Here is a 23,022-nt window from a genome sequence, read left to right as displayed (position 1 = left end):
CCTCTCCACGACGGACGTTAGCACCCGCCGTGTGACTCCCGGATAGTACTCTCAGGTATTCGGAGTTTGGTTGGGTTTGGTAAGACGGTAAGTCCCCCTAGCCCATCCAGTGCTCTACCCCCTGAGGTATTCATCCGAGGCGATACCTAAATATCTTTCGCGGAGAACCAGCTATTTCCCAGTTTGATTGGCCTTTCACCCCTAACCACAAGTCATCGGAGCCTTTTTCAACAGGCACCCGTTCGGTCCTCCAGTGAGTGTTACCTCACCTTCAACCTGCTCATGGCTAGATCACTAGGTTTCGGGTCTAATACAACGAACTTGGCGCCCTATTCAGACTCGCTTTCGCTACGCCTTCGCCTATCGGCTTAAGCTTGCTCGTTAAATTAAGTCGCTGGCCCATAATACAAAAGGTACGATGTCACCCAGAACGAATCTTGGGCTCCATCTGTTTGTAGGTGTCCGGTTTCAGGTCTATTTCACTCCCCTCGTCGGGGTGCTTTTCACCTTTCCCTCACGGTACTGGTTCACTATCGGTCGCTGAGGAGTACTTAGGCTTGGAGGGTGGTCCCCCCGTGTTCAGACAGGATTGCACGTGTCCCGCCTTACTCGTGGATACATCATCGCATTACTCGTACGGGGCTATCACCCTCTAAGGCCCAGCTTTCCTGACTGGTTCCGATTGTCTTTGATGTATCACTGGCCTGGTCCGCGTTCGCTCGCCACTACTAACGGAGTCTCTGTTGATGTCCTTTCCTCCAGGTACTTAGATGTTTCAGTTCCCTGGGTTCGCTTGAAACCTCCTATGTATTCAGAAGTCTCATACCTTCTCTTGATAACCGGAAATCCAAAACCTTGCGGTCATGGTCCCGATCATTTCTGGTCAAACCCCAAAACCTAAGGTCTTGGAGTTCCGGCTATCGAAGGTGGGTTTCCCCATTCGGAAATCCGCGGATCAAAGCTTCTTCGCAGCTCCCCACGGCTTATCGCAGCGTAGCACGTCCTTCATCGCCTCTCAGCGCCAAGGCATCCACCGAACACCCTTAAGGCACTTGATTGCTCTCATTATCAATGTCCACACACTCGGCAGAATGTTGTCTGCACGATTGCCAGGAGACCGAAGTCTCTAAGGCGCGCACCCTCGATGAATGCTACGTACAGCCGGACATTGACTAGAAAGACCAGCTTGCTTCGTAAGATCGTTCCGATAGCGAGGCGGTCAAGCTTCGCTAAAAGGATCATTTACAACTCGCATGCCTTTCAAGTTTGACCTTGAAGGACGCGCGAGCGCCGAAATGATCCGGAGATAATGAAGTCTCGCGTGGCAATTGCTTGCCGCACGATCCAACTCGGATCGATCTCCTCTTTACGATGTCAGAAATCACGCAGCTTACCGTCTATCCAGACTGGTAAGTGCGAAGTGATGTTTCGCGGACGACGGCACAGGATCTCGGTGATCAAACCATCTGGTGGAGCCAGACGGGATCGAACCGACGACCTCATGCTTGCAAAGCACGCGCTCTCCCAGCTGAGCTATGGCCCCGTAACCAGAAGACGAATGCTCGTTTGATTAGCCCGCCTTCGCCAAGGCTACGGCGCGGCAGCCTTCGTATCGAAGGGCTTGCCTAGCCGAAGTAGCGAAGCGCGAAGGCTGGTGGGCCTGGGAAGACTTGAACTTCCGACCTCACGCTTATCAAGCGCGCGCTCTAACCAACTGAGCTACAAGCCCCTAACGCATATCCCGTCAAGGACCAGGGATCCTGCATGACGCAGGCCCAGCGCGTGTTCGTCCGCGAAGAAAGAGAAACGTAGACGGCGAAATCCCGCCAATGCAGCTCAACGATCTGGCGATCTGTTGGCCACTGATGTTTCTAAAACGGTTCGATAGAAGCAAGCTTCTGAAGAACCATCCTTAGAAAGGAGGTGATCCAGCCGCAGGTTCCCCTACGGCTACCTTGTTACGACTTCACCCCAGTCGCTGACCCTACCGTGGCCGGCTGCCTCCCTTGCGGGTTAGCGCACCGTCTTCAGGTAAAACCAACTCCCATGGTGTGACGGGCGGTGTGTACAAGGCCCGGGAACGTATTCACCGTGGCGTGCTGATCCACGATTACTAGCGATTCCAACTTCATGGGCTCGAGTTGCAGAGCCCAATCCGAACTGAGACGGCTTTTTGAGATTTGCGAAGGGTCGCCCCTTAGCATCCCATTGTCACCGCCATTGTAGCACGTGTGTAGCCCAGCCCGTAAGGGCCATGAGGACTTGACGTCATCCCCACCTTCCTCGCGGCTTATCACCGGCAGTCTCCTTAGAGTGCTCAACTAAATGGTAGCAACTAAGGACGGGGGTTGCGCTCGTTGCGGGACTTAACCCAACATCTCACGACACGAGCTGACGACAGCCATGCAGCACCTGTGCTCCAGGCTCCGAAGAGAGGGTCACATCTCTGCGACCGGTCCTGGACATGTCAAGGGCTGGTAAGGTTCTGCGCGTTGCGTCGAATTAAACCACATGCTCCACCGCTTGTGCGGGCCCCCGTCAATTCCTTTGAGTTTTAATCTTGCGACCGTACTCCCCAGGCGGAATGCTTAAAGCGTTAGCTGCGCCACTAGTGAGTAAACCCACTAACGGCTGGCATTCATCGTTTACGGCGTGGACTACCAGGGTATCTAATCCTGTTTGCTCCCCACGCTTTCGTGCCTCAGCGTCAGTATCGGGCCAGTGAGCCGCCTTCGCCACTGGTGTTCTTGCGAATATCTACGAATTTCACCTCTACACTCGCAGTTCCACTCACCTCTCCCGAACTCAAGATCTTCAGTATCAAAGGCAGTTCTGGAGTTGAGCTCCAGGATTTCACCCCTGACTTAAAGACCCGCCTACGCACCCTTTACGCCCAGTGATTCCGAGCAACGCTAGCCCCCTTCGTATTACCGCGGCTGCTGGCACGAAGTTAGCCGGGGCTTATTCTTGCGGTACCGTCATTATCTTCCCGCACAAAAGAGCTTTACAACCCTAGGGCCTTCATCACTCACGCGGCATGGCTGGATCAGGGTTGCCCCCATTGTCCAATATTCCCCACTGCTGCCTCCCGTAGGAGTTTGGGCCGTGTCTCAGTCCCAATGTGGCTGATCATCCTCTCAGACCAGCTACTGATCGTCGCCTTGGTAGGCCATTACCCTACCAACTAGCTAATCAGACGCGGGCCGATCTTTCGGCGATAAATCTTTCCCCGTAAGGGCTTATCCGGTATTAGCACAAGTTTCCCTGTGTTGTTCCGAACCAAAAGGTACGTTCCCACGCGTTACTCACCCGTCTGCCGCTGACGTATTGCTACGCCCGCTCGACTTGCATGTGTTAAGCCTGCCGCCAGCGTTCGCTCTGAGCCAGGATCAAACTCTCAAGTTGGACTTGAACTTTGAACCGGCTGATCACAACGTTTGACGAGGTCCCACCATTTTTCCATCGACCGAAGCCGATGAGCTGCCTGCGATTCACATCGCTGGCAACGATGGTGTTTCCTTTAAAACGTGTACCGCCGAAGTCTTTCGTCCGGTCTCGATCAGGAAAGCCGAAGCTTTCCAGAAGCGAGACCCGCAAGGACTCCGCCGTCCACGTTTCTCTTTCTTCATCTTCACTTGTCAAACAGCCCGGGACCAGGAGGCCCCAACCTTCCCTAGGTGGGAAGGGTTCCGACACCCTTACCGACGATGGATGAACTCCAACCGACTTGTGTCGGCTGTTGTGTCACTCAACAAGGTGAGGAGCATCAGTGGCGCGTTCGCTCGCCTTGGTCAGTGACCCGGCGGCGCCGCGCTCAGTGGTTGGGGTTATAGGCCCCACCTTCCGGGCTGTCAACGCCAATCGTCAACAAATCGTCGCACAGTGGATCATCGAAAATAATCGCACGTTTCCAGACGGTTAGAAGGATCACGAAGAGCCGGGCCGGCGCGGTCCGACAAAAAAACTGAAAAAAAGTTTGGCCTCCACCGGGCCTCGGAAGGGCTCCGGGAGCGGCTTACCGCGCCCCCTCGGGGCGGGCTCCGGCGCCCGGCCGCTCGGGAAACTTTTTCCATGACAGGCGCCGTACTTGAGCCACATTCCCGCGGCGTTCTGATAAGAGACAAGCTTGAATCGCGGGATGCCAGTGGGGGCTGCCGGCGGTTTTCATGGGGTCAGAGGAAGGCGATCTTGCAGATGACGCGGCCTTCCCCGGACATTCGAGAGACATCGAGAGAGCTTTATCCGTCCAGCTGTTCGTAATTTCGGCCGGCCCCTCCGAGGGGCCTTCTGAGCGCGAGCGCCTGTGCGGCTTGCCTTTTTCCGGCGATCCCCTTCAAGAGGGCGGCTAGGGATGAGGTTCGAAGCGGGCTTCTTGGGTCGTTGATTGGGGGACTTGAGTGAACCACAGGACGACACGCGGCGCTTACGGGCGTGAGACCGGGATCATCGATCTCGGCCACGAGCCGCCGCTGTCCGTCGACGGTTCTGAAGCCGCCGTGATCGACCGCCGCCGCGTCTCGGTGCAATGGTTCAGCGGCACGATCTTGACCGGACTCTGCGGCGCAGCCCTGATCGGCGGCGCCGTTTTCGCATCTCTCGACGGCGAGATGACCTTCGCCAAGGTGCCGGAGCGGGTCGAGGGCGCGCTGCGCGGCGCCTTCGGTGCCGCCGATCGCGCCGCCACGCTGCACAAGAGCGACCGCCTGCCGCCGCCGAGCGAATCCACGGCGTCCCGCAACATCGTGCGCGTCTCCACGGTCGCCCGCGTCGGCAACCGCGACGTGATGCGGGTGCGCCCCTTCGTCCGCATCGCCGGCAATTTGTCGATGACGACGAGCGATCTGTCGGCGAAGATTCCGCCGTTCAACGCCCAGCGCCTGCTCACCGATGTCGGCTCCGATCCGAAGACGGCAGCGGAAGACCCGAACAATCCGGAAGCCGTCGAGCCCGACGCGGAGGTCTCCTTCGTCACCAAGGACCTGTCGCAGGTGCTGCCGAAGGCGAAGATTTCCGCCGTGGTGGCGCTCGACGACATCCTGATGCGGGTCCGCGACGCCGCCAATTGGCGCGGCAATGGCGGGGTGCGCTACGCCTCGCTCGCCAATGCCGCCGCCGACATCTCCGGCGCGGCCGGCCCCTCCGATATCAGGACCGCCTACGCCGCCGAGGCCTCGCCGTCCGATCCCTATGCCGGCTTCGAGACGCGCGTGGTGCCGGAAAACGTCACGCTGCTGCCCAAGACCAAGGAGCAGATCACCGGCGGCAATCCCAACGGCGAACGCGTCCATCTGGTCAAGAAGGGCGACAGCGTCGCCGGCGTGCTGCGCGATCTCGGCGCCACGCCTGAGGAGATCAAGGCGATCACCGCGACGCTCGGGCCGCGCGGCCGCGACGGCGGCCTCAAGGAGGGCGAGAAGCTCCGCATCCTGATGGCGCCCGCCAGTCCCGGCGCCCGCCTCCAGCCCTACCGCGTCGTCGTCGCCAACGAGACCATGGTCGAGGCGATCGCGGCGCTGTCGGACCTCGGCAAGTACGTCGCGGTCGACGTCTCCAGCATGAACACCGCCGCCGACGCGGCGGCCAGCGCCAACAGCGACGACGATGACGACGATGACGGTTCCGGCGTGCGGCTGTACCAGAGCATCTACGAGACCGCGATGCGCAACAAGGTGCCGATGCCGGTCATCGAGGACATGATCAAGATCTACTCCTACGACGTCGATTTCCAGCGCAAGGTGCAGCCGGGCGATTCCTTCGACGTGTTCTACGCCGGCGAAGACGAGGGCGTGACCTCGAGCGAAAAGAACGACGTGCTGTTCGCCTCCCTCACCGTCGGCGGCGAGACCAAGAAATACTACCGCTACCAGAGCCCCGACGACGGCGTCGTCGACTATTACGACGAGACCGGCAAGAGCGCGAAGAAGTTCCTGGTCAGGAAGCCGATCAACAACGCCATCATGCGCTCCGGCTTCGGCGGCCGTCGCCATCCGATCCTCGGCTATGTGAAGATGCACACCGGCGTCGACTGGGCCACCGCCTACGGCACGCCGATCTTCGCCTCCGGCAACGGCGTGATCGAGAAGGCAGGCCCCGAGGGCGGCTACGGCAAGTACATCCGCATCAAGCATTCCAACGGCTACGAGACCGCCTACGGTCACATGTCGGCCTTCGCCAAGGGCATGGAGGCGGGCAAGAAGGTGCGTCAGGGCCAGGTAATCGGCTTCGTCGGTTCGACCGGCCAGTCGACCGGCCCGCATGTGCATTACGAGATCCTGGTCAACGGCCGCTTCGTCGACCCGATGCGCGTGAAGCTGCCGCGCGGCCGTTCGCTCGAGGGCCCGATGCTCGCAAGCTTCGAGAAGGAGCGCGACCGGCTCGAGGGCATGATGAGCGGCCGCGGCGGCGCCATCGCCCGCATGTCGGACGCCACCGGCGGCCCGCTGCAGGTCACCAACCGCTAGCCCCAACCGACCGTCATCGGCTGACGTCTCCAAACACGCCCCGAATTCGACGTTGATCGCGCACGGCCGCTTCGCGGCGTCACAACGCCAAGTTTCGTTTGCCAAAGCAGCGTGAGCGGCGAATACTTTCCAAAAAACGGGAGGTCTCGCCATGAACAACAGGCTCGCCTGCGCAGCCCTGGTCGCCGCGCTTTTCGCCACCACGAGCGCGTCGGCGGACAGTTGGGAGGTCACGAAGCTCGTTCCCGGCTCGGCATTCCATGGCGTGCACGGGCTCGGCGTCGACAAGGCCGGCCATCTGTTCGCCGGCAGCGTCGCCGGCGCGGCGCTCTACGAGGTCGATATCTCCGGCGGTAGCGCCAAGGTTGCAATCCCTTCGCCTGTGGGCATGGCCGACGACATCGCCTTCGCGCCTGACGGCACCATGGCCTGGACCGGATTCTTGACCGGCGATCTCTATGCCCGCAAGGGCGACGGCCCGATCAAGAAGCTGGCGAGCGGCCTTCCCGGCATCAACTCGCTCGCCTTCCGCAAGGACGGCCGGCTCTACGCCACCACCGTCTTCCTCGGCGACACGCTCTACGAGATCGACGTCGAGGGCTTGAAGCCGCCGCGCCAGATCATGGAGAAGATGGGCGGCCTCAACGGCTTCGAGTTTGGTCCCGACGACAAGCTCTACGGCCCGCTCTGGTTCAAGGGCCAGGTCGCCAAGGTCGACGTCGACAAGGCCGAGCTGACCGTCGTTGCCGAAGGCTTCAAGATCCCGGCCGCGGTGAACTTCGATTCCAAAGGCAATCTCTTTGTGATCGACACCGCACTCGGCCAGCTCGTCCGGGTCGATCCCAAATCCGGCAGCAAGACCATTGTCGCGCAATTGAAGACGTCGCTGGACAACCTCGCCATCGACGACAAGGACCGCATCTACGTCTCCAACATGGCCGACAACGGCATACAGGAGGTCGATCCCGCGACCGGCCAGGCCAGGCAGATCATCATCGGCAAGCTGGCGCTGCCCGGCGGCATCGGTGTCACCTCGGAGAACGGCAAGGATACGATCCACGTCGCCGACGTGTTCGCCTACCGCACGGTGAATGGGGCAACCGGCGAGGTCACCGAGAAGGCGCGCATGCACGCCGCCGGCACGACGCTCGAATATCCGATGAGCGCGACGGCGCAGGGCAACGATGTGGTGCTGTCGAGCTGGTTCACCGGCACCGTGCAGGTGATCGACGCCAAGACCGGCACCACGCGCGACATGCTGCACGGCTTCAAGGCGCCGCACGACGCGATCGTGCTCGCGGACGGCAGCATCTTGGTCGCCGAGCTCGGCACCAAGTCGCTGGTCAAGGTGAGCGGCGAGCACGGCAAGGACCGCACCACGCTGATCGGCGACCTCGAGGGCCCGGTCGGGCTCGTTCGCGGCAAGACCGACGAGGTCTACGTCACCGAGGCCTTTGCTGGCACAGTGTCCCGGATCGACGCCAACGGCGGGAAGACGGTGGTCGCGAAGGAGCTGAAAATGCCGGAAGGCATCGCGCGCCGTCCGGATGGCCAATTGATCGTGGCGGAAGTCGGGGCCAAGCGGCTGATCGAGATCGCGCCGGACAGCGGCAAGATCACCGAGATCGCGGCCAATCTCCCGATCGGCCTGCCGGGTGCGCCTGGCGGATTGCCGAGCAATATTCCGACGGGGGTTGCAGTCGGGGCGAGCGGGGTGATCTATTTCAGCTCGGACCTCGAGAATGCGATTTACAAGGCCGCCAAGAAGTAGGCCTGGGTTGCACGCGTTGGCCGGGAACCGGTGGGCCGGTTTCCGGTTGGACGCTGACGAAGCCGACAGCAGGAGGGCTGCCCATGACGCGCCTCTCACGCGACGATGTCGCCAAGGCGGTAGACGGCGCAGACGATGTCACCATTGCCCAGATTATCGGAACCGGCGCAACCGCCGAGGAGCTCGCAGAAGCCAGGGCCTGGCTCGCCAATGACGAGCCGATGATCAACGATTTGCGGCCGCTGGCGCAGGGGCGGGTGCGCGAGCTCGTGGATATTCTCTCCGATCTCGCTGAAGACGACGAGGAGCAAGGCCCTGTCGATCCCGGCTCCGCATCAGCACTCGGTTAACTGGCGGGCCGTCGGACAAGTCGAACGCCCCGGAGAGGTTGACCTCTCCGGAGCGCTTGGTTGCTTTCGAACGGCCGCGCTCAGTTCAGCTTGCGCTTCGCCACTGGCGCCTCGAACGGGGTGATCTCGGCAGTCTGCGGCGCCTTGCCGTTGAAGGTCAGCACGTTGCCTTCGGACGAGATCGCAACGCTGTCGCCGTCCTTGACGTCGCCCGCGAGGATCATCTCGGCGAGCGGGTCCTGGAGGTGGCGCTGGATCACGCGCTTCAGCGGACGTGCGCCGTAGGCGGGATCCCAGCCCTTGGCGGCGAGCCAGTCGCGGCCGGCCGCGTCGAGCGTCAGCACGATCTTGCGATCGGTCAGCAGCTTCTGCAGCCGCGCGAACTGGATCTCGACGATCCGGCCCATCTCGCTGCGCTGCAAGCGGTGGAACAGGATGATCTCGTCGACGCGGTTGAGGAATTCGGGGCGGAAATGTCCGCGCACCATTCCCATCACCTGCTCGCGCACGGCCGAGGTGTCCTCGCCCTCGGGCTGGTTCACCAGATACTCCGACCCGAGGTTCGAGGTCATGATGATCAGCGTGTTGCGGAAGTCGACGGTGCGGCCCTGGCCGTCGGTCAGGCGGCCGTCGTCGAGCACCTGCAACAGGACGTTGAAGACGTCGGGATGCGCCTTCTCGATCTCGTCGAACAGCACGACCTGGTAAGGCCGGCGCCGCACCGCCTCGGTGAGGGCGCCGCCCTCGTCATAGCCGACATAGCCCGGAGGCGCGCCGATCAGCCGCGAGACCGAGTGCTTCTCCATGTACTCGGACATGTCGAGGCGGACCATCGCGGTCTCGTCGTTGAACAGGTACTCGGCCAAGGCTTTCGTCAGCTCGGTCTTGCCGACGCCGGTGGGCCCCAGGAACATGAACGAGCCGGTGGGGCGGTTCGGGTCCTGCAGGCCGGCGCGCGAGCGGCGCACGGCGGTTGCGACCGCACGCACGGCCTCGGCCTGGCCGACGACACGCTTGCCGAGCTGCTCCTCCATCTTGAGGAGCTTCTCCTTCTCGCCTTCCAGCATCTTGTCGACGGGCACGCCGGTCCAGCGCGAGACCACCTGCGCGATGTGGTTGGCGGTGACCGCCTCCTCCACCATCTCGCCGGAGCTCTGCCTTGTGTCGTCCTTGGCCTCGATCTCGGCAAGCTGCTTCTCGAGCTGCGGGATCCGGCCATAGGCGAGCTCGCCGGCCTTCTGGAATTCGCCGCGCCGCTGTGCGTTGGCGAGTTCGACCCGCAAGCCGTCGAGCTCGGCCTTCAGCTTCTGGGCGTCGGAGAGCTTGTTCTTCTCCGCGCTCCAGCGCGCCGTCAGCGCGGCCGACTTCTCCTCGAGCTCGGCCAGATCCTTCTCCAACGTCTGGAGCCTGGACTTGGAGCCGGGATCGGTTTCCTTCTTCAGCGCTTCCTGCTCGATCTTGAGCCGGATGATCTCGCGGTCGAGCGAATCCAGCTCTTCCGGCTTGGAATCGACCTGCATCTTCAGCCGGGCCGCGGCCTCGTCCATCAGGTCGATCGCCTTGTCGGGCAGGAAGCGATCGGTGATGTAGCGGTTGGACAGGGTCGTCGCCGCCACCAGCGCGGAATCGGTGATCCGCACGCCATGGTGCTGCTCGTACTTGTCCTTCAAGCCGCGCAGGATCGAGATCGTGTCCTCGACCGAGGGCTCGCTGACGAAGATCGGCTGGAAGCGCCGCGCCAGCGCGGCATCCTTCTCGACGTGCTTCTGGTATTCGTCGAGCGTGGTCGCGCCGATGCAGTGCAGCTCGCCGCGCGCGAGCGCCGGCTTGAGCAGGTTGGAGGCGTCCATCGCTCCGTCGCCCTTGCCGGCGCCGATCAGCGTGTGCATTTCGTCGATGAACAGGATGAAGGTGCCCTCGCTCCCGGTCACCTCCTGGAGCACGGCCTTCAGCCGCTCCTCGAACTCACCGCGATACTTCGCCCCGGCAATCAGCGCGCCGAGATCGAGCGACAGCAACTTCTTGTCCTTCAGGCTCTCCGGCACGTCGCCATTGACGATGCGCAGCGCAAGGCCTTCGGCGATGGCGGTCTTGCCGACGCCGGGCTCACCGATCAGAACGGGATTGTTCTTGGTCCGGCGCGACAGCACCTGGATGGTCCGCCGGATTTCCTCGTCGCGGCCGATGACCGGATCGAGCTTGCCGTCGCGCGCCGCCTGGGTCAGGTCGCGGGCATATTTCTTCAGCGCATCATAAGCGTTCTCGGCGGTCGCGGAGTCCGCGGTGCGGCCCTTGCGCAGCGCCTCGATCGCCGCGTTGAGGTTTTGCGGGGTGACGCCGCCCTTGTTCAGGATCGTGCCGGCCTCGCTGGTCTTCTCCAGCGTGAGCCCGAGCAGCAGCCGCTCGACGGTGACGAAGCTGTCGCCGGCCTTCTCGCCGGCCTTCTCGGCGGCGTCGAAGGTGCGGGCGAGCTCGGGTGCGAGGTAAATCTGGCCGGCGCCAGCGCCGGAAACCTTCGGCACCTTGCCGAGGGCGTCCTCGGTCGCCTTCAGGATTGCACGGGAATTGCCGCCAGCGCGGTCGATCAGACCGGCAGCGAGCCCCTCACTGTCGTCCAAGAGGACTTTCAGCATGTGCAGGGTCGAAAACTGCTGGTGCCCCTCGCGCATCGCGAGCGACTGCGCGGACTGGATGAAGCCTCTGGAGCGTTCGGTATATTTCTCGATATTCATCTTTTCTGTCCCTCGGCCTGCCCTTGGGGCCCTCTCAGGCACCCCAATACGGCATCTTCATTGGGTTTCGGCTGACCGCATTGAGGATTCTCAAGCGGAAACGGCGGTCTTTTGCCGGCTTGGCGCCGGCCTGAGGCAGATGTGGGAAGCGGTCCGGCGGAACGAAAGAGGCGAGTTCACAATTTCGTGCGCTTCTCGGCTGCTTGGCGCGGACCGGTCGAATCCCCTAAGTAGCGGCATGACAGCCAGCCAGACCGCCGAGATCACCGGCCTCTACCGCTACCCGATCAAGGGCCTGACGCCGGAGCCCCTGCGCCGCGCCCCCTTGCGGGTGGGCCAGACCCTGCCCGCCGATCGCCGCTACGCCATCGAGAACGGCCCGAGCGGCTTCGATCCTGATGCGCCCGAATGGAAGCCGAAAATCCAGTTTCTGATGCTGGCGCGCAATGAGCGCCTGGCCGAGCTCGACAGCCATTTCGACGACGCCAGCAATGTCCTGACCATCCGCAGGGACGGTCAGGTCGTCGCCGGCGGGGACCTCGAGACCGCGGCCGGGCGGGCGGCCATCGAGCGCTATTTCGCGGAGAACTTTCAGCCGGAACTCAAGGGCCCGCCGAAGCTGCTGTCCGGCCGCGACCACAGCTTCTCCGACGTCGCCCGCAAGGTGGTCTCCATCATCAATCTCGGCAGCGTCCGCGCCATCGAGACCATGCTGGGCGGCACCGCCGTGCATCCGCTGCGCTTCCGCGCCAATCTCTACGTGAAAGGCTGGCCGGCCTGGTCGGAGCTCGATCTCGTCGGCCAGACGCTTGCGATCGGACAGGCGCGGCTGAAGGTGGTCAAGCGCATCGTCCGCTGCCCCGCCACCAATGTGGACCCGGTGACGGCCAAGCGCGATCTCGAGATCCCGCCGACGCTCTCGCGCCACCTCGGCCACATGGACTGCGGCATCTACGCCGAGGTGATCGAAGGTGGCGAGATCGGCGTGGGCGATGCGATCGCGGTGGAACAGCCGAAGCTGCTGTGAGCTTCGTAGGGTGGGTTAGCCGAAGGCGTAACCCACCATCGTCTGTCACCGCAGAAGCCGAAGAGGTGGGTTACGCCAGCGGACCGCGCTTCGCGCGCCCGCTAGCTAACCCACCCTACGCACTTCACCTCAGTTCGGCATCACATACGCATAGATCTTCCCGCGCGAGACCGGCGCCTCGCGGACGCGGTTGCCGTTGTTGCCGGAGATCATGATCGGATTGCCCTGCGCGTCGATGCCGGTGACGATGCCGACATGGCCGCCGCGGCGACCGCGCGACATCACCGCGATGGCGCCGACCTGCGGACCGGAGACGCGCGTGCCGTAACGCGCAAACGAGCTCGCCATATCCGACCCGGTGCCCTGATGACCGGTGTGCTGCAGCACCATGTTCATGAAGCGCGCGCACCACAGGCTGCCGCGCCCGGTCGGATTGCCGCCGATGTAGCGGCGCGCCTCCGAGACGAGGCCCGAACCCCCACCGAAGCCGCCGCTCGCGGCCATGGTGTTGGTAGCCATGCCGCCGCTATTGGCGTTCGGATCGTAGCTCGCCTGAGTGCCAGCGAATCCGCTCGCCTGCAACTGCGCAGCGCTGCGCTCGAAGCGCGAGCTGCGTGCGTGGTGGCGGTGATGATGATGTCTGGCGTGGTGCACGTAAGCGTGCCGCTCTGCGCTATGACGATGATGCGGCCGCGCTGAGGCCGGAGAAACGAACGCGGCAAAAGCCGCGGAGAAGATCGCCAGCGCAACAACACAACGCGACAGGCGAGACGCAAACAACTCAACCATTCTTCATCCTTCGTTGACACCCCACTTCCCGCCGGCCCGTGCAAGAGCCGACATCCGTCCGGCCGTTAAGCCGCCGGATGTGGCGAGAAAAAGACGCGGAAAGTCTGCGAATAGCTGCGATGATTTTGCGCCGACACTGGTCCGATGCCGCCGCATTGCGGACAACAGCATTAACTGCAATCCTGCGAAAGCGGCTTGAACAGAGGGAAAAGGTTAATGCCCCACGCCACGACCAGGGACGACGTCCGCATCTATTTCGAAGAGGCGGGTCGGGGAACGCCGATCATTTTTCTGCACGAGTTCGCGGCCGACTACACCAATTGGGAGCCGCAGATGCGTTACTTCTCGCGCGGCCACCGCTGCATCACCTATTCGGCGCGCGGCTACACGCCGTCGGACGTGCCCGAGGGCGAAGTCTACAGCTACACGCATTTCTACAGCGACGCGCTCGCGGTGCTTGATCATCTCGGAATCGAGCGCGCGCATCTCGTCGGCCTGTCGATGGGCGCCTACTCGTCGCTCCAGATCGGGTTGAACGCGCCGCAGCGCGCGCTGTCGATGACGCTGGCCGGCGTCGGCTCGGGTTCGGAGATCGAGAATCTGGAGGCCTGGCGCCAGCAGTGCCGCGCCAATGCCGAGCAGTTCGAGACGCTGGGCTCCGCCGAGGTCGCAAAGGTCACGCGCGAGGCGCCGAGCCGGATTCCCTTCCTGGTGAAGGATCCGCGCGGCCACGCCGATTTCTACGCCGCGCTGGCGCGTCACGACGCCAAGGGTTCGGCGCGCACGATGCGCGGCTTCCAGGGCGGCCGTCCGTCGATTTACACGATGGCGGATGCGATCGCGAAGGTGGCAACGCCCGCGCTGATAATCTGTGGCGACGAGGACGATCTCTGCGTCGGGCCGAGCCTGTTCCTGAAGAAGCACCTGCCGGCCGCGGGCCTCGCGATGTTTCCGAAATCCGGCCACGTGCTCAATCTCGAAGAGCCGGCGCTGTTCAACGAGAGCGTGGGGCGGTTCGTCACGCTGGTGGAAGCGGGGCGCTGGCCGGCGCGCGATCCGCGCTCGCTGGCCCAACACTAGCTGTCATTCCGGGATGCGCCGAAGGCGTAGGCCCGGAATCCATCGGGCCGCAAACGCTGTGGCACGATGGATTCCGGGCTCGATGCTTCGCATCGCCCCAGAATGACGGAGAGAGACTACTTCCCCCCGCCCCTGCTGAGCAGAAACACCGCCTGCTCGCCGAACATGTTCCACACCCACCAGGGTAGGTTCAGCGGCACCGGGCGGCCGTAGAGATCGAGCGCCACCGAGCGCTCCATCTTGACGTTGATCTCGTCGCAGAGCTGCACGAAATCCTTGATGGTGCAGAAATGGATGTTGGCGGTGTCGTACCAGGTCGCCGGCAGGTTCTCGGTGCGCGGCATGTGGCCGCCGATCAGGAGCTGAAGCCGCATCTTCCAGAAGCCGAAATTCGGGAACGAGACGATGGCTCTTCGGCCGATGCGCAGCAGATTTTCCAGCACCACCCGCGGCTGCCGCGTCGCCTGCAGCGTCTGCGACAGGATCACGTAGTCGAAGGCATCGTCGGGATAATTGACGAGGTCGGTGTCGGCGTCGCCCTGCACCACCGCAAGGCCCTTGGCGACGCAGCGGTTGACGCCCTCGCGCGACAGCTCGATGCCGCGGCCGTCGATGCCGCGGGTCTCCAGGAGCTGAAGCAGGTCGCCCTCGCCGCAGCCGACGTCGAGCACTTTCGAGCCCGGCTTGACCATCTCGGCGACCAGGAGGTGATCGGCGCGAAACTGGCCGGACTGACCCGCCGCAATGCCGCCGAGCGGCAGCACTTCCTGTACAGACATCGCTAGCCGTCCTTCTTGCCGGTGAGCCCGCGCGCCTTGCCTGCCGATTGCAGGAAGGCGCGGGAGATGTCGAAGAATTCGGGCACGTCGAGCAGGAAGGCGTCGTGACCGCGATCGGTCTCGATCTCGGCGAACGACACGCGCGCGCTCGAGGCGTTCAGCGCATGCACCAGCGCGCGCGATTCCGAGGTCGGAAACAGCCAGTCGCTGGTGAAGGAGACGACGCAGAAGCGGGTCGCAATTCCCGCGAACGCCTTTGCGAGCACGCCGCCATGGTCGGCGGCGATGTCGAAATAGTCCATCGCGCGCGTCAGATAGAGATAGGAATTGGCATCGAAACGCTCGACGAAGGACGAGCCCTGGTAGCGCAGATAGGACTCGACCTGGAAGTCGGCGTCGAACGAGAAGGTCGGCAACTCGCGGTCCTGCATGCGTCGGCCGAACTTGCGATGCAGCGCCGCGTCGGAGAGATAGGTGATGTGCGCCGCCATGCGCGCCACCGCGAGCCCGCGATGCGGATGGATGCCGCGATCGGCATAGCCGCCGCCGTGCCAATCGGGATCGGCCATCACGGCCTGACGGCCGAGCTCGTGGAAGGCGATGTTCTGCGCCGAGTGCCTCGTCGCGCAGGCGATCGCCAGCGCGGAGAACACGCGCCCAGGATAGGCCGCGGTCCATTGCAGCACCTGCATGCCGCCCATCGAGCCGCCGACCACCGCAAACAGCGTGTCGATGCCGAGCCGGTCGATCAGCATGGCCTGCGCGCGCACCATGTCCGGAATCGTGATGACGGGAAATTCGAGCCCCCAGACCTTGCCGGTGGCGGGATTGATCGACGCCGGCCCAGTCGAGCCCATGCAGCCGCCGATCACGTTGGAGCAGATGATGAAGTAGTGCTTGGGATCGATCGGACGGCCTGGGCCGACCAGGGTTTCCCACCAGCCGGGCTTGCCGGTGACGGGATGGACATTGGCGACATGCTGATCGCCGGTCAGGGCATGGCAGATCAGGACCGCGTTGGAGCGATCGGCGTTGAGCTCGCCATAGGTCTGGTAGGCGATCTGGAACGGGCTGAGATCGACACCGCAATCGAGCCGCAGCGGCTGCTCGGCACCGAAATGCGCAACCTGCGAGCTCGGATGATCCACCTCGTGCGACCGCTCGTCGGCGCTGATCGCAGGACTCGGTATCGACTTGACGCCACCCATCTGACCATCGACCTCGTTTGCGATCAAACGCTTGATCGCCACTTGCATCAGGCCATGAAAAACCCGGCCTGAACGATAGGTTCGGCCGGGATCGGAAGCGTCCCCGGCCTGTTTAGCGAGTTTTTTAACGTGGCTGCAAGCCGGCCGGCTCAAATGACCACGGAACGGGCAAAAGCTACCGTCTTGGGCGGTTTTCGTCAAGTCGCGGCCCGGATCGGCTCAATTCGCCTCTGCCGCGTCGCCTGGAAAGGACGTCATTTCTCTTTGCTTTCGCCGCCCCGACTGCCTAATCAGAACATCCCCATTCGGAACGATCGACCGCCAGATATGTCCCAACGTCCGCCCGCGCCGCCATCATTGCAGGAACTGCGCAAGGAGATCGACGCGATCGACGAGAGCATGCATCGCCTGTTGATGCAGCGCGGCGACATCATCGACCGCCTGATCCAGGTGAAGCAGACCCAGGAGGTCGGCTCGGCATTCCGCCCGGCGCGCGAGGCCGCCATGATGCGTGACCTCGTGCGGCGCCATCGCGGCATCCTGCCGCTCGACACGGTCGAGAGCATCTGGCGCGTCATCATCTCGACCTTCACCTATGTGCAGGCGCCGTTCTCGGTGCATGCCGACATCTCGGCGAGCGAGCCGGCGATGCGCGATTCCGTGCGCTTCCATTTCGGCTTCACGGTGCCTTACGTCGCGCATTTCAGCGCGCAGGCCGCGGTCGAGGCGGTGGCGAGATCCAAGGGCGATCTGGCGCTGGTCTCGGCGACGTCGAGCCGCACGCCGTGGTGGCTAGAGCTGGAAGCCGACGGCGCGCCGAAGATCATCGCGCGGATGCCCTTCGTCGAGCGCGCCGACCATCCGGCTGCACTGCCGGTGTTCGCGGTCTCGCGCGTCGCCGACAGCGCCCTGGACACGGAGGTCGAGACCTTCAGCGTCCGCGTGTCGGGGTGGAACGCGGAGGTCGCGCGCGCCCTGTCGCCGCTCGCCGAGATCGTCGCGGTGCCCGACACCGCCTTCGACGGCGCGGCGCTGCTGGTCTCGGTCACGAGCGCGACCAGCATCGATAAAATCAGGGCTGCCCTGATCGAGGCGGGGGCCTCGGTGCGCTCTGTGGCCCTCGTCGGCAGCCACGCAACGCGCTATACGGTGCCCCCGACCGGGGCGAAATCGTAAACCACGCGCCACGCCCTGCCATTTTCGGAGTTCAAGATGTCCCGCCCCGTGCCGAATCCCGGCATTCTCGATATTGCGCCCTACACGCCCGGCAAGAGCCCGGTCGCCGAACCGGGCCGCAAGGTGTTCAAGCTCTCGGCCAACGAGACGCCGTTCGGCCCCTCGCCCAAGGCGATCGAGGCGTTCAAGCGCGTGGCGGACCACCTGGAAGACTACCCGGAAGGCACCTCGCGCGTGCTGCGCGAGGCGATCGGCCGCTCCTTCGGGCTCGACCCCAACCGCATCATCTGCGGCGCCGGCTCGGACGAGATCCTCAATCTGCTCGCCCACACCTATCTCAGCCACGGCGACGAGGCGATCTCCACCACGCACGGTTTCCTGGTCTACCCGATCGCGACCATGGCGGTCGGCGCCAAGAACGTCATCGCGCAGGAGAAGGATCTCACCTGCGACGTCGATGCCATCCTCAAGGCGGTGACGCCGAAGACCAAGCTGGTCTGGCTGGCCAACCCCAACAATCCGACCGGGACCTATGTGCCGTTCGACGAGGTCAAGCGGCTGCGCGCCGGCCTGCCCTCGCACGTGCTGCTGGTGCTGGATGCAGCCTATTGCGACTACGTTTCTCGTAACGACTATGAAATGGGGATCGAGCTCGTCGCCACCACCGAGAACACGGTGGTGACCCACACCTTCTCCAAGATCCACGGCCTCGCCGCGCTGCGCATCGGCTGGATGTTCGGGCCCGAGCACATCATCGACGCCGTCAACCGCATCCGCGGTCCCTTCAACGTGTCGACGCCGGCGATGTATGCCGCGGTCGCCGCGATCGAGGACACTGCGCATCAGGCGATGTCGAAGCAATTCACCGAGACCTGGCGCAACTGGCTGACCGAGGAAATCGGCAAGCTCGGGCTGAAGGTGACGCCGAGCGTCGCCAATTTCGTGCTGATCCACTTTCCGACCGACAAGGGCAAGACCGCCGACGACGCCGACGCCTTCCTCACCAAGCGCGGCCTCGTGCTGCGCGGCCTGAAGAACTACGGCCTGCCGCATTCGCTGCGCATGACCATCGGCACCGAGGAGGCCAACCGCCTCGTGGTCGACGGCTTGCGCGACTTCATGGCCGGCAAATGAGCGAGCAGGCGCACTTCCAGCGCGTCGCGCTGATCGGCTTCGGCCTGATCGGCGGCTCGATCGCGCGCGCTGCGAAGCTCCAGGGCTTGGCTGGCGAGATCGTCACCACCGCGCGCTCGGAGCAGACCCGCGCGCGCGTCGCCGAGCTCGGCATCGTCGACAAGGTCGTGGCGACCAATGCGGAAGCAGTGAAGGATGCCGATCTCGTCATCCTCTGCATTCCAGTCGGCGCCTGCGGGCCGGTGGCGCAGGAGATTGCCGCGCATCTGAAGCCCGGCGCCGTTGTCTCCGACGTCGGTTCGGTGAAGGGCGCGATCGTCAGGGACATGGCGCCGCATCTGCCGAAGACCGTTCATTTCGTCCCGGCGCACCCGGTGGCGGGCACCGAGCATTCGGGCCCGGATTCAGGTTTCGCTGAGCTCTTCATCAACCGCTGGTGCATCCTCACCCCACCCGAAGGCGTCGATGCCGCGGCCACCGATCGGCTGCGGGCGTTCTGGGCGGCGATGGGCGCCAAGGTCGAGGTGATGACGCCGGATCACCACGATCTCGTGCTCGCCATCACCAGCCATCTGCCGCATCTGATCGCCTACACCATCGTCGGCACCGCCGACGAGCTGGCCCAGGTGACGGAGTCAGAGGTCATCAAGTTCTCCGCCGGCGGCTTCCGCGATTTCACCCGCATCGCGGCCTCCGACCCGACGATGTGGCGCGACGTCTTCCTCGCCAACAAGGAGGCCGTGCTGGAGATGCTCGGCACCTTCACCGAGGATCTCGCCAAGCTCACGCGCGCGATCCGGCGCGGCGACGGCGAGGCGCTGTTCGACCACTTCACCCGCACCCGCGCCATCCGCCGCGGCATCGTCGAGATCGGCCAGGACTCGGCTGCGCCGGATTTCGGCCGGCCGCATGCGGCGCTGAAGAAGCCGTAGGCATCGGTCATTCCGGGGCGACGCGCAGCGTCGAACCCGGAATCCCGAGATTGCAGCGCGAGATTCCGGGTTCACGCTACGCGTGCCCCGGAATGACGGCAGGTCAATACAGCGGCGGAATCTGGCCGACCTTGACCGGGCCCAGCAGCACCGCGCCGTCGACGAACTTCAGCGGAAAGCTGCGCGCCTTCTTGCCTTCGAGCGTGCTCTCGGTACCGATCGAGTTGATGCCGGCGGCGACACCGGCATTGGCGTTCTGCCTGATGACCTTGCCGAGACCGGGCACGGCGCGATCGAGCGCGCCGAACAAATTGGTGAGGTCCTGCGATTTCACGCCGGGCGCGACGCGGTCGAGCGTTGCCTGCGGCACGCCCTCCTCCAGCATCTTCTCGATGCCGAGCGCGGGGATCACGCGCTCGAGGCCCGCCACGGTCATCTGCAATTCACCGTCGAGCCGGCCGTTGGCGGAGAGGCCGAGCGTGCCGGCCGCAACCGCGATCATCTCACCCTGCTGGATCCGCGACTGCACGATCTCGATGTGACCGCCGGCAGCCTGAATCTCGCGGAAGCGCTGCGGCCACGGCTTTGGCGCGAGGTCGGAGAGGCCGGTGACCTTGGCGCGCGTGTCCGCCTCGAATGGCTCGGCGAGCAGGGGATGAACGCCCTGAATGCTGCCCTGCGACACATGGAGCACGGTTTCGATCACGGGATGGTCGGCCGGCGAGCCGTCGGCGAGGCGGCCGTGCAGCTCGACCTGCTTGGCGCGCGCAAGCGGCACCTGCACGCTGCCGTCGAGGCGGTTGAGCGAGGGATCGTCGAACACGATGGAGGCGCGATCCGGCACCGAGGGCAGGCCGACCACGCTGCTGCGGCCCTTGCTCCAGTTCACCACGAAGGTGTTTTGCGTGACGCCGTCGGTGAGCGTCGCGGGTGCGGAAAATTCGGCGATCACGAGCTTGGGATCGTAGACCTGGGCGACGACCAGGATGTTGTCGAGCTTGGCCGTGAACGGCGTCTTGCTCGCGTTCTGCGAGACCAGGGACACGCTGGCGCCGGAGCACTGGATCTCGAAGCGGAACGGGAAGCCGGCGATCGAGCGCTTGGCGCAATCATAGATGCGGCCGGACTTGGCCTCCTGCGCCCGCCAGGCGTCTGCGGCCGTTTCGGCCTGCGAGGCCGCATAGAACCAGAAGCAGCTCCACGCGACGGCGAGGATCACGACGAGAATGGGTGCGACGAAGAGGCCCCAACGGGAGCGACGGCCTGCGGCAACGTTCATATTGGACATGCGGCGACCCTTTGATCCCAGATTCAGGCAAATGTAAGCGTGGTCCGTCTGCGACGAAAGGCGGAGAATTCGCTTCGCTTCGGGGCATGGTTCTGGTAGCCGTGCCCGAAATGTCGGAAATCACCCTCCCCTCCGTCACCACCGCCAAGGGCGACCTCTGGGTGTTCGGCTACGGTTCGCTGATGTGGCGGCCGGGCTTCGACTTCGAGGAGCGCGTCCCGGCGCGGCTGGTCGGCGAGCATCGCGCGCTTTGCGTCTATTCCTTCGTGCATCGCGGGACGCCGGAGAAGCCGGGTCTGGTGCTTGGGCTCGACCGCGGCGGCGCCTGCCGCGGTATTGCCTTTCGCGTCGCTGAAAAGAACCGCACCGAGGTCGTCGCTTACTTGCGCGCGCGCGAGCAGGTCACCTCGGTCTATCGCGAGGTGATGCGCTCGGTATGGCTTCAGAACGACGCGCGCCAGCGCGTCTCCGCGCTCACCTATGTCGTCGACCGCGGCCATGCGCAATATGCCGGCCGGCTCTCGCTCGCCGAGCAGCATCGCCATGTCGTCCAGGGCCATGGCCAGTCGGGCGCCAACCGCGACTATGTCACCGCAACGGTGAAGGCGATCGAGGCCGAAGGCTTTCGCGACAGGCAGCTGCATCAGCTCGCATTGATGCTGCATGGCGACGCGCATTCCCTGCATGCGCCTGCGGCGGTGGAAGACCGCGAGAACCGCTAGCCCTCCGCCGGCCTGTAGCTCGGCGCCGAGCCGATCAATTGCTCCTGCTCTTTCCGGCCTGCTTCGACGAGACGGCTGGTCGCGTCCTCGATCGCCGTCTGCACGCGGGAGAGAAACTGGTCCTTCGGCAGGCCGGGCGGCAACGGATCGAGGAACTCCACCACGAGCGTGCCGGGATAGCGCATGAAGGTGCGGCGGGGCCAGAACAGGCCGGAATTGAGCGCGATCGGCAGGCACGGCACACCACAGGACGAATAGATCTGCGCAAAGCCGGTCTTGTAATCCGGCGGCGCGCCAGGCGCGCGGCGCGTGCCTTCCGGAAAGATCACGAGTTGCCGGCCGCTGCGCACCGCCTCGCGCGCCCGCCGGGTCATGTCCAGGAGCGCCTTCACGCCGGCATTGCGATCGATCGCGATCATCCCGGTCTTGACCAGGAACTGACCGAACACCGGGATCTGCATCAGCTGGCGCTTGAGGATGAAGATCGGGCGGTGGAAGAAGCCCGGCAGCACGAAGGTCTCCCAGAACGACTGGTGCTTCGCCACGATCACCAACGGCCCCTGCGGAATCTTCTCCGTACCCCGGAATTCCACCTTGATGTTGCAGACCACGCGCATCAGGACCAGCGTCGCCTTCGCCCACCATGCGGCGACCGTCAACATGGCGCGTGGCGGCAATGCGAAGGTCGGCAGCGCCACGATCGCGAGGCACATCAGCACGGCGTAGAACAGCACGTTGAACACGAGCGAGCGCAGGAAAATCAGAAACATCGACGGTCCATCAATTTGCCGATCAATTGGCTTGTCAATTGGCCTGGGCGGTGGCGGGCCGCTTTGGCTGTTGCCCTGCAGGCTGCTCCGACATCTCGGGCGAAAGGTCAATCCCGACATCCTCCAGCCGCACCCTGAGCTCGGCCGCGATGTACTTGACATATTCCAACAGCAGCAGCCGCAAGGTGGGCGCCGAGATCCACCACGGCTCCTCGCGCCATTTGTCGCCAACCACCGCGAACGGGATCAGCGCCGTCTGCGGCATCGCATGCGAGAATTCCACCAGGGCGCGCGGCATGTGGTAGTTCGAAGTGACCACGATCAGCGACTTGAAGCGGCGCCCCTCGGCCCAGCGCCGCGCCTCCGCCGCGTTGCCGCGGGTCGAGAGCGCGGTGCGGTCGAGATCGACGCAACAGGTCATGAAGGCCTGGTTCTCCGGCAGCGTCCTGGAGATGTCGTTCGCCGTCGAGGTCGGATGCACGCCGGAGATCAATAGCCGCCTACCGTAGCCGGCAGCGAGCAGCTCCATCGCATCCGACACCCGCGAGGAGCCGCCGGTCAGCACCACAATGCCGTCAGCCTTGCGACTCGGTGCGATCTCGGCGCCGCGCAATTGCGACAGGAACGCGACGAAGCCCGCCGCGGCGCCGACGAAGGCGAGCGCGATCGTCGACACGATTGTCGCGCGCAGCCAGCCGCGCGGCAGTTTCGGCGATCGATCGTCGGTCGGCGAGGTCATGTGATGCCGGTAATCCCTTCCCTGAAGCGATTTTATGACGTTTTGAGGCGAAGTGGAGTCCGGT

Annotated in this window: 16 protein-coding genes, 2 tRNA genes, 2 rRNA genes and 1 riboswitch (1 of these 21 running past the window's edge); of the genes, 9 read left to right on the top strand and 11 right to left on the bottom strand. The window is 64.0% G+C overall.

Annotation, left to right across the window (positions count from 1 at the left end; translation table 11 throughout):
• From AC066S_RS01290 to AC066S_RS01275, 4 genes are all read right to left on the bottom strand, one after another.
• A 23S ribosomal RNA gene (locus AC066S_RS01290) occupies positions 1-1,058 on the bottom strand; it reaches 1,788 nt to the left of the window's first position.
• 409 nt (positions 1,059-1,467) lie between these two features.
• A tRNA-Ala gene (locus tag AC066S_RS01285) sits at positions 1,468-1,543 on the bottom strand.
• Between the two features lie 109 nt (positions 1,544-1,652).
• Positions 1,653-1,729, bottom strand: a tRNA-Ile gene (locus tag AC066S_RS01280).
• A gap of 187 nt (positions 1,730-1,916) precedes the next feature.
• Positions 1,917-3,405, bottom strand: a 16S ribosomal RNA gene (locus AC066S_RS01275).
• Together the 16S and 23S rRNA genes with 2 tRNA genes alongside form the textbook arrangement of a ribosomal RNA operon.
• A gap of 992 nt (positions 3,406-4,397) precedes the next feature.
• Between AC066S_RS01275 and AC066S_RS01270 the strand changes: the two genes are divergently transcribed.
• The 3 genes from AC066S_RS01270 (at position 4,398) to AC066S_RS01260 (ending at position 8,582) form a co-directional block, all read left to right on the top strand.
• Positions 4,398-6,461 carry a peptidoglycan DD-metalloendopeptidase family protein gene (locus tag AC066S_RS01270; protein ID WP_478268720.1) on the top strand — a complete coding sequence of 688 codons (2,064 nt, stop codon included), beginning with the start codon at positions 4,398-4,400 and terminating at the stop codon, positions 6,459-6,461.
• 151 nt (positions 6,462-6,612) lie between these two features.
• Entirely contained in the window at positions 6,613-8,232 is a 1,620-nt protein-coding gene (locus AC066S_RS01265) for a hypothetical protein (RefSeq protein ID WP_478268719.1), read from the top strand.
• 83 nt (positions 8,233-8,315) lie between these two features.
• Positions 8,316-8,582: a hypothetical protein gene (locus tag AC066S_RS01260; protein ID WP_126259392.1), complete on the top strand. Its 267-nt coding sequence runs from the start codon at positions 8,316-8,318 to the stop codon at positions 8,580-8,582.
• Between the two features lie 80 nt (positions 8,583-8,662).
• Here the strand turns inward: AC066S_RS01260 and clpB are convergent, their stop codons facing one another.
• Positions 8,663-11,314, bottom strand: coding sequence for an ATP-dependent chaperone ClpB (gene clpB, locus AC066S_RS01255; RefSeq protein WP_478268718.1), 2,652 nt, complete (start codon positions 11,312-11,314; stop codon positions 8,663-8,665).
• A 238-nt stretch (positions 11,315-11,552) separates the two neighbouring features.
• Between clpB and AC066S_RS01250 the strand changes: the two genes are divergently transcribed.
• Complete coding sequence (locus AC066S_RS01250; protein WP_135170588.1) at positions 11,553-12,341, top strand: MOSC domain-containing protein; 789 nt, start codon at positions 11,553-11,555, stop codon at positions 12,339-12,341.
• 129 nt (positions 12,342-12,470) lie between these two features.
• Here AC066S_RS01250 and AC066S_RS01245 read toward each other — a convergent pair whose 3' ends face one another.
• A complete protein-coding gene (locus AC066S_RS01245) occupies positions 12,471-13,130 on the bottom strand; it encodes an NlpC/P60 family protein (RefSeq protein WP_126259389.1) in 660 nt (219 codons plus the stop codon).
• 216 nt (positions 13,131-13,346) lie between these two features.
• Between AC066S_RS01245 and AC066S_RS01240 the strand changes: the two genes are divergently transcribed.
• Entirely contained in the window at positions 13,347-14,210 is an 864-nt protein-coding gene (locus tag AC066S_RS01240; RefSeq protein WP_478268717.1) for an alpha/beta fold hydrolase, read from the top strand.
• A 116-nt stretch (positions 14,211-14,326) separates the two neighbouring features.
• Here AC066S_RS01240 and metW read toward each other — a convergent pair whose 3' ends face one another.
• Both metW and metX read right to left on the bottom strand, forming a co-directional pair.
• A complete protein-coding gene (gene metW, locus AC066S_RS01235; RefSeq protein WP_126259387.1) occupies positions 14,327-14,989 on the bottom strand; it encodes a methionine biosynthesis protein MetW in 663 nt (220 codons plus the stop codon).
• A gap of 2 nt (positions 14,990-14,991) precedes the next feature.
• Positions 14,992-16,197, bottom strand: a complete 1,206-nt coding sequence (gene metX / locus AC066S_RS01230) for a homoserine O-acetyltransferase MetX (RefSeq protein ID WP_126259555.1) — start codon at positions 16,195-16,197, stop codon at positions 14,992-14,994.
• 91 nt (positions 16,198-16,288) lie between these two features.
• Positions 16,289-16,368, bottom strand: a riboswitch (SAM riboswitch).
• Positions 16,369-16,524: 156 nt separating this feature from the next.
• On the opposite strand from metX, the gene AC066S_RS01225 reads away from it, so the two are divergent.
• Genes AC066S_RS01225 through AC066S_RS01215 form a run of 3 tightly spaced genes read left to right on the top strand, consistent with a single transcriptional unit; the run spans position 16,525 to position 19,439 of the window.
• Complete coding sequence (locus tag AC066S_RS01225; RefSeq protein WP_135167534.1) at positions 16,525-17,373, top strand: chorismate mutase; 849 nt, start codon at positions 16,525-16,527, stop codon at positions 17,371-17,373.
• Positions 17,374-17,409: 36 nt separating this feature from the next.
• Positions 17,410-18,507, top strand: coding sequence for a histidinol-phosphate transaminase (gene hisC / locus AC066S_RS01220; RefSeq protein ID WP_128920438.1), 1,098 nt, complete (start codon positions 17,410-17,412; stop codon positions 18,505-18,507).
• Entirely contained in the window at positions 18,504-19,439 is a 936-nt protein-coding gene (locus AC066S_RS01215) for a prephenate/arogenate dehydrogenase family protein (RefSeq protein ID WP_126259384.1), read from the top strand. Before hisC ends, AC066S_RS01215 begins: the two co-directional genes overlap by 4 nt.
• A gap of 103 nt (positions 19,440-19,542) precedes the next feature.
• On the opposite strand, the gene AC066S_RS01210 is transcribed toward AC066S_RS01215, so the two are convergent.
• The gene (locus AC066S_RS01210) at positions 19,543-20,727 is read right to left on the bottom strand and encodes a DUF2125 domain-containing protein (protein ID WP_478268716.1); all 1,185 of its coding nucleotides are present in this window, start codon (positions 20,725-20,727) and stop codon (positions 19,543-19,545) included.
• A 110-nt stretch (positions 20,728-20,837) separates the two neighbouring features.
• On the opposite strand from AC066S_RS01210, the gene AC066S_RS01205 reads away from it, so the two are divergent.
• Positions 20,838-21,449 (top strand): gamma-glutamylcyclotransferase, encoded by a 612-nt coding sequence (locus AC066S_RS01205; RefSeq protein WP_167767653.1) that lies wholly within the window; start codon positions 20,838-20,840, stop codon positions 21,447-21,449.
• Here the strand turns inward: AC066S_RS01205 and AC066S_RS01200 are convergent.
• Positions 21,446-22,219: a lysophospholipid acyltransferase family protein gene (locus AC066S_RS01200; protein WP_478268715.1), complete on the bottom strand. Its 774-nt coding sequence runs from the start codon at positions 22,217-22,219 to the stop codon at positions 21,446-21,448. The two genes, AC066S_RS01205 and AC066S_RS01200, sit on opposite strands and share 4 nt — an antisense overlap.
• A 34-nt stretch (positions 22,220-22,253) precedes the next feature.
• Positions 22,254-22,958, bottom strand: a complete 705-nt coding sequence (locus AC066S_RS01195) for a YdcF family protein (protein WP_126259381.1) — start codon at positions 22,956-22,958, stop codon at positions 22,254-22,256.
• Between the last annotated feature and the right edge of the window lie 64 nt (positions 22,959-23,022).

The sequence above is a fragment of the Bradyrhizobium sp. CFUWI genome, from assembly GCF_056429085.1.
This window is presented reverse-complemented; position numbering and strand designations above follow the sequence as displayed.